The organism is Allobosea sp. 10L417, from assembly GCF_056395485.1.
Genome location: NZ_JBFTJP010000008.1, coordinates 140055 through 151405, shown reverse-complemented (window position 1 = coordinate 151405; position 11351 = coordinate 140055). Strand labels below are relative to the sequence as shown.

Sequence of the window (11351 nt, the reverse complement as noted above, 5' to 3'; positions counted from 1 at the left end):
GCCGCGAGAGCGGCGTCTCGAAGGATGGTTCGAGCGTACACTGGAACACCCTTCGAGACACAGGCTTCGCCTGTTCCCCAGGATGAGGGCTGGCGAGTTCAAATGCCCCGTCACCGAACGGTCGCCGCGCTGTCGTCGGGTCGCAATCCGGGCGGGCGAAGCGGGTTGGTCATTTCCAGCCCGGAGAATTTCATGCGCTTGTCGCTCGCCTTTGCCCTGCTCCTGTCCTCGACCATTCTCGCCGGGGCCCAGGACGCCCAGAAGGAGTTTCCGTCGAAGCTCGTCGGTCACGCCCTGCTGCCGGCGAACACGATCATCCCGGCTCCTGCCGATGCGCCGGCCGATCTTAAGGTGTCCGGCAAGTTCGTAACCCCGGGCAAGCGTGTCGAAACCGTCGGTTCGGTGATGGGCACCTCGGGCGGCCGCCCGACAGGTCTTTCCACGCCATTCGCCGGCCAGCCCGTGCAGGGCTTCTCCGGCATCCGCTCGCTCGGCAATGGCGAGTTCCTCGTCCTGACCGACAACGGCTTCGGCTCCAAGGTCAATTCGCCCGACGCGATGCTGTTCTTCCATCGTCTCAAGGCCGATTTCGACAAGGGCGCGATCGAGCGTCTCTCGACCATCTTCCTGCACGACCCCGACAAGAAGGTGCCGTTTCGCATCGTTCATGAGGGCACCGAGAAGCGCTATCTGACCGGCGCCGATTTCGATCCCGAGTCGATCCAGCCGATCGGCGGCAAGTACTGGATCGGCGAGGAGTTCGGCCCCTACCTCATCCGCGTCGATGCCAACGGCAAGGTCGAGGCGGTGTTCGAGACCACGGTCGATGGCAAGCCGGCCCGCTCGCCGGACCATTACGCCGTGACGACGCCCGGCGCACCGAACCAGTCCGTCGAATTCAATGTCCGCCGCTCCAAGGGCTATGAGGGCATGGCGCAGTCTCCCGACGGGCGCTTCCTCTACCCGCTGCTGGAGGGGCCGCTCTGGAACGCCGAGACCAAGGGCAATGAAGAGGTCGACGGCAAGGAAGTGCTGCGCATCCTCGAATTCGATGTCGCCAACGAGAAGTGGACCGGCCGCTCCTGGTACTTCCCGCTGGAGCAGAAGGGCCTCGCCATCGGCGACTTCAACATGATCGACGCGACGACGGCGCTGATCATCGAGCGCGACAACGGCGAAGGCACTGCCGACAAGGCCTGTGCCGCCGGACAGAAGGGCCCGGACTGCTTCCACGACCTCGCCAAATTCAAGCGCATCGTGAAGATCGAGATGACCGACGCCAATGTCGGCAAGCCCGTGCGCAGGATCGGCTTCATCGACCTGATGAAGATCGCCGACCCCGACAAGAAGGCGAAGCAGGGCGCCATCGACGGCGTGCTGCCTTTCCCGTTCTTCACCATCGAGAACGTCGACGTCGTCGATCTTGCCAAGGGCATCATCGTCGTCGGCAACGACAACAACCTGCCGTTCTCGTCCTCGCGTGATCCCAAGAAGGCGGATGACAACGAACTCGTCCTGCTCTCGGTGAAGGAACTGCTCGACGCGAAGTGAGAACGCCCGCATCGCTGGCTCGGTTGGGCGCAGCGATGCGGCTCATGTCGTCTTGCCCGGCGGTCGGATTCGATCGGCCGCCGGGCGTTCCTACTCTGTTCTTGAGCTATTGCTGACCTGAGCGTATAATAAAAATGACCAAGCGCCTCATGCGCGAGGCGTAGTGGTTGGATGATCGTCACCGATGGAGGTGATCATGTTGACCGCGAATACAAACGTCAGGCGACCGCAGGACTGGTGTAATCTGATCCTGGCCGGGCTGCTGTTCTTCTCCCCATGGTACATGGGCTTCGTCGGCGACTTCGTGCCGACGCGCAATGCCTGGATCGTCAGCGTGGCTCTCGCCGTGATTGCGGTCGCTGCGCTTTCGGCTTTCGCCGAATGGGAGGAATGGCTGAATCTCGCGCTCGGACTCTGGCTGGTGGCCTCGCCCTGGATGCTGGGCTTCACCGGTAACCTCCGCGCCTTCTGGCCTCACATGATCGTCGGCCTGCTGACTGCGGCGATCTCGGGCTGGGCAGTCTGGGATTATCGGCACGAGCCGCACGCGACGGCGTAGGGAGCTTCGCGCTCCCCGCCGCTCCAGAATCGACCCGGCGCGATCTAGCTGCGTAGCGCGCCGGGGCCGGCCACCGCGGCCGGCGGGCATTTGCCCGAGATGATCATGCCCAGCACCTCGTCCTGGGTGACGTCGGCAGTGCGCGCCGTGCCGACGACCTTGCCATTCTTCATCACCGTGACGCGGTCGGCGAGATCGAAGACGTCGTGCAGGTCATGGCTGATCAGGAAGATGCCGATGCCCTGCTTCTTGAGCTGGAGGATCAGCTCCGCCACCTGCTTCGTCTCGGCCGGGCCGAGGGCCGCCGTGGGCTCGTCCATGATCAGCACGCGGGCGTTGAAATAGATGGCGCGCGCGATCGCGACCGACTGGCGCTGGCCGCCCGAGAGCGCCTTCACCGGCTCCTTGAAGCGACGGAAATGCGGGTTGAGCCGACCCATCACCTTGCGAGTCTCGGCCTCCATCGTCGCATCGTCGAGCGTGCCCCAGCCGGAGAGTAGCTCGCGACCGAGGAAGATGTTGGCGGCGGCATCGACGTTATCGGCAAGCGCGAGCGTCTGATAGATCGTCTCGATGCCCTGCTGCTTGGCGTCACGCGGGCTCGTGATCGCCGCTTCATCGCCATTCACGCGGATCGTGCCGGCATCGGCCCGGTAGGCGCCCGACAGAATCTTGATCAGCGTCGACTTGCCGGCGCCGTTATGGCCGAGCAGGCCGACGACCTCGCCCGGCATCAGGTCGACGCTCGCACTATCGACGGCCTTGATGCCGCCGAAGGCGATCGAGATGTCGCGCATCTCGATCAGCGGCGTGCCCTGGCCCGGATGGGTGTCGGCGAGACCAGCCGATTCCGTGATGCTCATCGCTCCTCCTCAGCTCAGCCGCTTGCGGTAGACCCCGTCGAGCCAGACCGCGAGGACGAGGACGATGCCGACGACGATGTTCTGTAGCGGCGCGTCGACGCCGATCAGCACCATGCCGGACTGCAGCGACTGCATCACCAGCGCGCCGAGCATGGCGCCGACGATGGTGCCGACGCCGCCGGCAAGCGAGGTGCCCCCAATGACAGCGGCAGCGATGACATAGAGCTCGTCGAGCGTGCCGGCGGCGTTGGTCGAGGCGTTCAGGCGCGCCGTCGAGATGCAGGCGGAGATGCCGACGAGCACGCCCATCAACCCGAAGACCAGCATCAGCACCTTGCGCGTGTTCACGCCGGAGAGCTGCGCGGCCTCGGGGTTGCCGCCGATGGCGAAGACATAGCGGCCGAAGCGCAGGCGGTTGGCGATGAAGGTGATGATGACGCCGACCGCGAGCGCGATCAGCACGGGAACGGCGAGCCCGTGGCCGATGGTCAGGCCGCCCTCAGGCCATATGCCGCCTTTCGCCTCGGTGACGCGCCGGGCGATGCCGGCGGGCAGCGCATAGGCGTTCGCCACCATCACCATCGCCAGAACCGTGGCGCAGCCGAGCCCGGCGATCGTGATCTCGGCCCAGAGCGGGCGCAGCAGGAAGCCGAAGCGCTTGCGCCGGCGCCGGATCAGCGCCGCGCCGATCGAGATCGCGGCGCAGAGCGCGATGCCGATCGCCCAGGAGGCGCTTGTGCCGATCGCGCCCTCGACGCCGCCGCCGAGCGGGCGGAAGCGCGAATCCATCGGCGCGATGGTCTGGCCCTGCGTCACCCACCAGGCCGCGCCGCGCCAGATCAGGAGGCCGCCGAGCGTGACGATGAAGGAGGGGATGGCGAGATAGGCGATCAGCGCGCCCTGCAGCAGCCCGACGAACCCGCCCAGCGCCATCGCGAGCAGCAGGCTGACGACCCAGGTCAGCGGGTGCTCGAAGCCCCAGATCTCGGGCAGGAGCCGGACCTGCACGAGCCCGACCACCATGCCGACGAAGCCGAGCATCGAGCCGACGGAGAGGTCGATGTTGCGGGTGACGATGACCAGCACCATGCCGCAGGCCATAATCGCGATCGAGGCGGTCTGGACCAGCAGATTCCAGAGATTGCGCGGCGTCAGGAAGGCGCCGTCCGACAGCCAGTTGAAGCCGAGCCAGATCACCGCGAGCGCGGCGACCATGCCGATCATGCGCGGATCGAACTCGATCTCGCGCAGACGATCGGCAAGGCTGCGCTCATCCTGCGCCGGGTTGGCCGGCGCGGGTGCCACGTCAGAGCCGGACGATGTCAGATGGGATCGCATAGCGACCCCATCTGACATCTGAATCCATCTCTCACCAAAAAACTGGAGCAGGCTTCTCGCGGAAAACCGGTTCCCACTCTTTCGCAGCCTGCTCTAGTCACAGGCCTTGACCTTGCCGGACGCGACGCCCTGGCAAACCGCCGATTTCGGTGCCCAGCCGGCCTCGATCACGACGGCGAGGTTGTCCTTCGTCACCGGCACGGGCTTGAGGAAGAGCGCCGTCATCTTCTGCTTGGACGGGCCCTGGTCCCAGGCAGCCGAACCCGGAATCTCGGAGAGCTTGGCGCCACCTGCGAGCTTCAGTGCAATCTCGGCGGCGTTGCGTCCGAGTTCGCGCGCATCCTTCCAGATCGTCACGGTCTGGGTACCCAGCGCCACGCGGTTGAGCGCCGCGCGGTCGGCATCCTGGCCGGAGACAGGCACGGAGCCGGAGAGCCCCTGTGCATCCATCGCCGCAATGGCACCGCCCGCGGTGCCGTCATTGGCGGCGATGACGGCATCGACCTTGTTCTGGTTGCGCGTCAGGATCTGCTCCATGTTGCGCTGGGCGTTGGCCGGCAGCCAGCCATCGGTGAAGGCTTCGCCGACATTCTTGATCTTGCCGCCGTCGATCGCCGGCTTCAGCACCTCGATCGAGCCCTGATAGAGGAAATTGGCGTTCGGGTCGGAGCTCGAGCCCTTGATGAAGACGTAATTGCCCGCCGGCTTCGCCTTCTGGATCTCGCGCGCCATCATCCGGCCGACCTCGACATTGTCGAAGGTCAGATAGAAGGCCTGCGGGATCTCGATCAGGCGGTCATAACCGACGACGCCGATGCCCTCGTTGACCGCCTTCTCGACGGCGGGACGAATGGCCTGCGCGTCCTGCGCCAGCACGATGATCGCCTTGGCGCCGCGCGCGATCAGGCTCTCGACATCGGTGAGCTGCTTGGCCGGCGATGACTGCGCATCGGCGGAAAGATAGGTGCCGCCGGCCTTCTCGACCGCCGCCTTGATCGCGGCCTCGTCGGTCTTCCAGCGCTCTTCCTGGAAATTCGACCAGCTGACCCCGATGACCGGGCCTTTCGATTGCCCGAAGGCGCTTGCGTGAACGGATAGGGCGGCAACGGCGATGCTCGCCGCGAGGACGAAACGCTTCATCACACTGACCTCCTGAGCTTCCTCTGCCGCAGACTCTCAGGCTTCTCCGAGCCCCCAAGGCGTCCGGCGCACGAAGCTCAGCCTAGCCGCCGGAGACTGTCAAGCAGGCGAAGGGACGGCTCGGGCAGCGTCAGACGACGCGCTTGTCGGGAGAGTCGCAGAGGTCGTTCTGGATGCAGCGCCCGCATTCTGGCCTCAGCGCCTTGCAGGTGTAGCGCCCATGCAGGATCAGCCAGTGATGGGCATGGCGGCCGAACTCCTCCGGGATCGCCTTCTCCAGCCCGAGCTCGACCTGCAAGACGTTCTTGCCCGGCGCGATCCTGAGCCGGTTCGAGACGCGGAAGACATGGGTGTCGACCGCATGGGTGATCTCGCCGAAGGCGATGTTGAGCACGACATTCGCGGTCTTGCGGCCGACGCCCGGCAGGCTTTCCAGCGCCTCGCGCGTGGTCGGCACCTGCCCGCCGAACTCCGCGATCAGCTTCTCGCAGAGCGCGATCACGTTCCTTGCCTTGGTGCGGAAGAGGCCGATCGTCTTGATGTAGTCGCGCACCTTGTCCTCGCCGAGCGCCAGCATCTTCTCCGGCGTGTCGGCGATGGCGAAGAGCGGGCGCGTCGCCTTGTTGACGCCGGCGTCGGTCGCCTGCGCCGAGAGCACGACGGCAACCAGCAGCGTGAAGGCGTTCACGGATTCCAGCTCGCCTTTCGGCTCGGGATTGGCGGCTTGGAAACGCGCGAAGATCTCGCGGATTTCGGCCGGCTTGCGGGCGCGCGGCAACGTGATGCGCTTGACGGGGGCGCGGGGGCGGGCGGGCCTGTTCTGCGGGTCCATGACGGCGTTATAATGCCGCCATGGACCCCGGCAAGAGCCCTGCCAGCGAGATTCCTGCCAGCGGCAGCACCGACGCCATGAGGCGCCCGGTCTTCGACGCGACGATCACGCCGCATCGCTCGCTCGGCCAGAACGGCTTTCGCATCGTGATGACGCTGGTCTGCCTGGCGAGCCTGATCTCCTCGATTCCCTTCGTCGTGCTCGGCGCCTGGCCGGTGGCCGGCTTCTTCGGCCTCGACGTGCTCGCGCTATTCGTCGCCTTCCACGTCAATTTCCGGCATGCGCGTGCCTTCGAGCGCATCGTGGTGACGCCGCTGGAGGTCTTGCTGCGCAAGGTCTCGCATCACGGCCGCGAGGCGATCTGGCGCTCCAACCCCGCCTGGACGCGGCTCGAACGTCAGACCGATGAGGATTACGGCCTGCTCGGCCTCACGCTGGTCTCGCGGGGCCGGAGCGTCGCGGTCGCCACCGCGCTCTCGCCGCGGGAGCGCGCCGGCTTCGCGGATGCGTTGGGAAAGGCGCTGGCGAGCGCCCGGCGCGGCCCCGATTATGGCGCATCCTGAGACGATCAGCCCCTGCGGGCGAGCCAGATCGTGCGGCCGCCGCAGCTTGCATCCTCGACGACATGCGCGACCACGGAGAAGCCGTTCTCCGCCAGAAGCGCGCGATACTCCTCCGGCGCCAGGCTGCCGTGATAGAGCGGCTCGCCTTCGAAGGAGCCGATCGCTTCGCCATGCGAAGGTCCGCTGGTGAACATCAGCGCTGCGGTCGCGGTGGCGTGATCGGCAAAGACCGGGAACATCGCCCGCTGGTCCTCCGGCGTCAGGTGGAAGAAGCTGTCCCAGGCGACCAGCCCGTCGAAGCGGCGGCCGAGCGCAAGTCGGCGCATGTCCTGCACATGCCATTCGGCCTGCGGGAAACGCTGACGGCACAGTTCGACCAGCGCGGCGGCAGAGTCGATGCCGGTGATGGCGCGGTTCCTGCCGAGGAAGTAGCGGGCGATCGGCTCGCCCGAACCGCAGCCGATATCGAGGATGGCGGCATGCTCCGGAACAAGCGCGAGGAAACGGTCGAGCCATGCGCCTTCGAACAACGTCTTGCCGCGCAGCCGGTCGAAGGCAGCGGCGTGTCGCTCGTAGAGATCGATGATAGCGCTGGAGGCGGTCGCCATTGTCCATCCAAAATAGAGGGTCTCTCGGGCTCGGAAACTATAGCGGCTGCAAGCCGGCCCTTGTCAGCTTTCGGGTGGGAACGGCATGGTCGGCGCCCTAGATTCGCATCATGACGAATGATGCGAGGTTTCAAGCCATGAACGCTCATGCTCCGATGAAAACGGCGATGACCCCGACGCGTTTTTCCGATGCGGTGCTGGCGCGCGCTGCCGAAGCCATGCCGAGCGAGGCCGATTTCCCTGCCGTGGCGCCGGGCTCGGACTACGATACGGTCCGCCGCATCCTGGCCTTCATCACGCATAACTGGCGCGAGCAGCCGACCATCGAGGCGATCGCGGATGCGGCCGGCGCAACGCCGACCGATGTCCATCATCTCTTCCGGCGCTGGTGCGGCCTGACGCCCAAGGCCTTCCTGCAGGCGATCACGCTCGACCACGCCAAGGGCCTGCTGGCCTCCTCGGCCAGCATCCTCGACACTGCGCTTGAAGTCGGGCTTTCCGGCCCCGGCCGGCTGCACGACCTCTTCGTCACGCATGAGGCGATGTCGCCCGGCGAATGGAAGCTCGGCGGAGAGGGGCTGAAGCTCTCCTACGGCTTCCATGCCTCTCCCTTCGGTGAGGCGCTGATCGTGGTCACGGATCGCGGGCTCGCGGGGCTGGGCTGGGTCTCCAACAGCGTCGACGGCGGCAAGGTCGTCGGTGGGCGCGCCGAGGCTCTGGCCGACATGATGCGTCGCTGGCCGCATGCCGGTTATCACTACGATCCGGTGCTGACGGCACCCTATGCCGCCCGCATCTTCGAACCCAAGGCCTGGACGGCCGAGACGCCCTTGCGCGTCGTGCTGATCGGCACGGATTTCGAGGTCCGGGTCTGGGAGACTCTGCTCCGGATCCCGGTCGGCTGCGCCACGACCTATGGCGACGTCGCCAGCCATATCGGCAAGCCCAGTGCCGCGCGCGCCGTCGGCATGGCGGTGGGCAAGAACCCGATCTCCTTCGTGGTGCCCTGCCACCGCGTCATCGGCAAGTCAGGCGCCCTCACCGGCTATCACTGGGGTCTGACGCGCAAGCGCGCCATCCTCGGCTGGGAGGCGGGTCAGGCGATCACTGGCTGAGCTTGCTGCCTACATCGGAGATACATGTCCCAGAAGAGCGCGAGCGCGATCCGCCCGCGCCCTTTGCCTGCTCCGCCTAAAGCAGCCCGCGCTTCGCGAGGTGGCGCATCAGATGCGAGGCGCCGAAGGTCCAGGGCTCGCAGGCGTCGGTGCGCTTCATCCGGTTGACGAGGCTGCCGAGCTCGGGCGCGGCGATGGTGACGATGTCCCCGTATTTATGGGTGAAACCGCTGCCCGGTGCGTCGCGGTCCTTGATCGGCGCGAACATGGTGCCGAGATAGAGCGCCGCCCCGTCCGGATACTGGTGATGTGGGCCGATCATCTGTGCAGCGAGGTCGGCCGGGTCGCGGCTGATCTTGGCGATCGAGGACGAGCCATCCAGCGTGAAGCCGTCCTCGCCCTCCACCGTCAGGGTCACGGTCGTCTTGCGGATGTGATCGAGCGTGAAGCCGGCGTCGAAGAAGCGGATGAAGGGGCCGACGGCTGCCGCCGCGTTGTTGTCCTTGGCCTTGCCGAGCAGCAGGGCCGAGCGGCCCTCGACATCGCGCAGATTGACGTCGTTGCCGAGCGTGGCGCCGACGATCCGCCCGTCCGAGGCGACGATCAGGACGATTTCGGGCTCCGGGTTGTTCCAGCTCGACGCCGGATGCAGGCCGGCATCGGCACCTGTGCCGACCGTCGACATCGCCGGCGCCTTGGTGAAGATCTCGGCGTCCGGCCCGATGCCGACTTCGAGATACTGGCTCCATGCCCCCTGCTTGATCAGCACCTCCTTGAGATGCATCGCCTCGGGCGAGCCGGGCTTCAGCTTGGAAAGGTCGTCGCCGATCAGTTTTCCGATCTCCGTGCGGATCGTCGCGGCGGCGGCCGGGTTGCCGCGCGCCTTCTCCTCGATGACGCGTTCCAGCATCGAGACGGCGAAGGTGACGCCGGCCGCCTTCACCGCCTGCAGGTCGAGCGGCGAGAGCAGCCAGGGGCGCTTCGGATCGCGGCCGTCGACGGGCGTATTGGCCAGGATGTCGACGAGCGAGCCCAGAGCTTCGCCTTTCGCGGTGCGCAGCGCGGCCGCCGGATCAGCGCTCTCGCAGAGGTCGCGGCTGGTCGGGAATTCGGCTGTGATGTCGACGAGCTGTCCATCGCGCAGCGTGACCACTGCCGGGCCGCCGAGATTGGGCCGCCAGACGCGGCCGGCCAGCGCGGCGGCGCCGGCATCCTGCGGCAGGGTTGTCGAGGCGGAAAGGACGAGGCTCGTCATGATGCGGTCCGGAAAAGGCGAGGCAGGACGCGCAGATCAGCCGTTTATGCGTGAATGCGCAAGCCGGCCGCGGCCATAAGTGCCTTGCAAAAACTGTCGTCGTTTTGTCATTGAACTGTCGCCTGCGCTTCATGCTAGCTTGCGCACCAACGACAAGAACCGCGGCGGCGCCCGCCCGCGGAAGGGAGACACTCCATGAGCATCAAATCGCGCATCCTGATGTCGGTCGCCGCCTTTGCGCTCGCTGGCGCTTCGCCGGCTCTGGCGCAGACCGAGATCCAGTGGTGGCATGCCCTGACGGGCGCCAACAACGACGTGGTCGTCAAGCTCGCCGAGGACTTCAACGCCTCGCAGAAGGACTACAAGGTCGTTCCCGTCTACAAGGGCTCCTATCCCGACACGCTGAACGCCGGCATCGCCGCTTTCCGCGCTGGCCAGGCGCCGCACATCCTGCAGGTCTTCGAGGTCGGCACCGGCACGATGATGTCGGCCAAGGGCGCGATCAAGCCGGTTCATGAGGTGATGAAGGAAGCCGGCGAGAAGTTCGATCCGAACGCCTATCTCCCCGCCATCACCGGCTATTATTCGACGGCTAAGGGCGACATGCTCTCGATGCCGTTCAACTCGTCCTCGATGGTGATGTGGTACAACAAGGACGCCTTCAAGAAGGCGGGCCTCGACCCGGCGAAGCCGCCGAAGACCTGGCCCGAGACCTTCGAGGCCGCCAAGAAGCTGAAGGCCGCCGGCTACGACAAGTGCGCCGTCTCGAACGCCTGGGCGACCTGGGCCAATATCGAGCAGTTCGGCGCCTGGCATAACATCCCGCTCTCGACCAAGGTCAACGGCATGGCCGGCTTCGACGCCGTGCTGAACTTTAACAAGAGCCCGGCCTTCCTCAAGCACTGGACCAATCTGGTCGAGCTGCAGAAGGACAAGACCTACGACTACTCCGGCCGCACCAACAATGGCGAAGGCCGCTTCACCTCGGGCGAATGCCCGATCTTCCTGACCTCCTCGGGCTTCTTCGGCAACGTCAAGGCGAACGCCAAGTTCGACTGGGGCAACGCGCCGATGCCGTATTATCCCGATGTGCAGGGCGCGCCGCAGAACTCGATCATCGGCGGCGCCTCGCTGTGGGTGATGGGTGGCAAGAAGGCTGACGAATACAAGGGCGTCGCCAAGTTCTTCACCTTCCTCTCGGATGTCGATCGTCAGGTGAAGCTGCACACCGAGTCCGGCTATCTGCCGATCACCAAGGCCGCCTATGAGAAGGTCAAGGCGTCGGGCTTCTACAAGGACAAGCCCTATCTCGAGACCCCGATCCTCGAGCTGACCAACAAGACCCCGACCGACAACTCGAAGGGCCTGCGTTACGGCAGCCTCGTCCAGATCCGTGACATCTGGTCGGAGGAGCTGGAAGCGGCGCTGAACGGCCAGAAGTCGCCGCAGGCGGCGCTGGACGCGGCGGCCGAGCGCGGCAACCAGATGCTGCGCCAGTTCGAGCGGACAGCCTCGCGCTGAGCGGAT

11 protein-coding genes are annotated in these 11351 nt (G+C 66.0%); 5 read left to right on the top strand and 6 right to left on the bottom strand.

Annotated elements, in window-relative coordinates; genetic code table 11:
- Nucleotides 1-192 precede the first annotated feature (192 nt).
- Nucleotides 193-1551 (top strand): esterase-like activity of phytase family protein, encoded by a 1359-nt coding sequence (locus tag AC1DE3_RS19765; RefSeq protein ID WP_476780130.1) that lies wholly within the window; start codon nt 193-195, stop codon nt 1549-1551.
- Between the two features lie 196 nt (nt 1552-1747).
- The gene (locus AC1DE3_RS19760) at nt 1748-2110 is read left to right on the top strand and encodes an SPW repeat protein (protein ID WP_476780129.1); all 363 of its coding nucleotides are present in this window, start codon (nt 1748-1750) and stop codon (nt 2108-2110) included.
- A gap of 44 nt (nt 2111-2154) precedes the next feature.
- On the opposite strand, the gene AC1DE3_RS19755 is transcribed toward AC1DE3_RS19760, so the two are convergent.
- From AC1DE3_RS19755 to nth, 4 genes are all read right to left on the bottom strand, one after another.
- A complete protein-coding gene (locus tag AC1DE3_RS19755) occupies nt 2155-2973 on the bottom strand; it encodes an ATP-binding cassette domain-containing protein (RefSeq protein WP_476852683.1) in 819 nt (272 codons plus the stop codon).
- 9 nt (nt 2974-2982) lie between these two features.
- The gene (locus tag AC1DE3_RS19750) at nt 2983-4311 is read right to left on the bottom strand and encodes a sugar ABC transporter permease (RefSeq protein WP_476780127.1); all 1329 of its coding nucleotides are present in this window, start codon (nt 4309-4311) and stop codon (nt 2983-2985) included.
- A gap of 93 nt (nt 4312-4404) precedes the next feature.
- The gene (xylF, locus tag AC1DE3_RS19745; RefSeq protein ID WP_476780126.1) at nt 4405-5451 is read right to left on the bottom strand and encodes a D-xylose ABC transporter substrate-binding protein; all 1047 of its coding nucleotides are present in this window, start codon (nt 5449-5451) and stop codon (nt 4405-4407) included.
- Between the two features lie 130 nt (nt 5452-5581).
- Entirely contained in the window at nt 5582-6283 is a 702-nt protein-coding gene (nth, locus tag AC1DE3_RS19740) for an endonuclease III (protein WP_476780125.1), read from the bottom strand.
- A gap of 20 nt (nt 6284-6303) precedes the next feature.
- Between nth and AC1DE3_RS19735 the strand changes: the two genes are divergently transcribed.
- Nucleotides 6304-6846, top strand: coding sequence for a DUF2244 domain-containing protein (locus AC1DE3_RS19735; protein ID WP_441509982.1), 543 nt, complete (start codon nt 6304-6306; stop codon nt 6844-6846).
- Between the two features lie 5 nt (nt 6847-6851).
- Here the strand turns inward: AC1DE3_RS19735 and AC1DE3_RS19730 are convergent, their stop codons facing one another.
- Nucleotides 6852-7454, bottom strand: coding sequence for a class I SAM-dependent DNA methyltransferase (locus AC1DE3_RS19730; protein ID WP_476780124.1), 603 nt, complete (start codon nt 7452-7454; stop codon nt 6852-6854).
- 218 nt (nt 7455-7672) lie between these two features.
- Here AC1DE3_RS19730 and AC1DE3_RS19725 point away from each other — a divergent pair, with 218 nt between their 5' ends.
- Complete coding sequence (locus tag AC1DE3_RS19725) at nt 7673-8569, top strand: methylated-DNA--[protein]-cysteine S-methyltransferase (RefSeq protein ID WP_441510117.1); 897 nt, start codon at nt 7673-7675, stop codon at nt 8567-8569.
- Nucleotides 8570-8645: 76 nt separating this feature from the next.
- Here AC1DE3_RS19725 and AC1DE3_RS19720 read toward each other — a convergent pair whose 3' ends face one another.
- Entirely contained in the window at nt 8646-9824 is a 1179-nt protein-coding gene (locus AC1DE3_RS19720) for a fumarylacetoacetate hydrolase family protein (RefSeq protein ID WP_476852682.1), read from the bottom strand.
- A 195-nt stretch (nt 9825-10019) separates the two neighbouring features.
- On the opposite strand from AC1DE3_RS19720, the gene ugpB reads away from it, so the two are divergent.
- Nucleotides 10020-11345 (top strand): sn-glycerol-3-phosphate ABC transporter substrate-binding protein UgpB, encoded by a 1326-nt coding sequence (gene ugpB / locus AC1DE3_RS19715; protein WP_476780122.1) that lies wholly within the window; start codon nt 10020-10022, stop codon nt 11343-11345.
- The last annotated feature ends 6 nt before the right edge of the window (nt 11346-11351 follow it).

Bases quoted from the DNA above. Each gene is read 5' to 3' on its own strand.
- AC1DE3_RS19765 (WP_476780130.1), top strand. From the start codon at position 193: ATGCGCTTGTCGCTCGCCTTTGCCCTGCTCCTGTCCTCGACCATTCTC.
- AC1DE3_RS19760 (WP_476780129.1), top strand. From the start codon at position 1,748: ATGTTGACCGCGAATACAAACGTCAGGCGACCGCAGGACTGGTGTAAT.
- AC1DE3_RS19755 (WP_476852683.1), bottom strand. From the start codon at position 2,973: ATGAGCATCACGGAATCGGCTGGTCTCGCCGACACCCATCCGGGCCAG.
- AC1DE3_RS19750 (WP_476780127.1), bottom strand. From the start codon at position 4,311: ATGCGATCCCATCTGACATCGTCCGGCTCTGACGTGGCACCCGCGCCG.
- xylF (WP_476780126.1), bottom strand. From the start codon at position 5,451: ATGAAGCGTTTCGTCCTCGCGGCGAGCATCGCCGTTGCCGCCCTATCC.
- nth (WP_476780125.1), bottom strand. From the start codon at position 6,283: ATGGACCCGCAGAACAGGCCCGCCCGCCCCCGCGCCCCCGTCAAGCGC.
- AC1DE3_RS19735 (WP_441509982.1), top strand. From the start codon at position 6,304: ATGGACCCCGGCAAGAGCCCTGCCAGCGAGATTCCTGCCAGCGGCAGC.
- AC1DE3_RS19730 (WP_476780124.1), bottom strand. From the start codon at position 7,454: ATGGCGACCGCCTCCAGCGCTATCATCGATCTCTACGAGCGACACGCC.
- AC1DE3_RS19725 (WP_441510117.1), top strand. From the start codon at position 7,673: ATGCCGAGCGAGGCCGATTTCCCTGCCGTGGCGCCGGGCTCGGACTAC.
- AC1DE3_RS19720 (WP_476852682.1), bottom strand. From the start codon at position 9,824: ATGACGAGCCTCGTCCTTTCCGCCTCGACAACCCTGCCGCAGGATGCC.
- ugpB (WP_476780122.1), top strand. From the start codon at position 10,020: ATGAGCATCAAATCGCGCATCCTGATGTCGGTCGCCGCCTTTGCGCTC.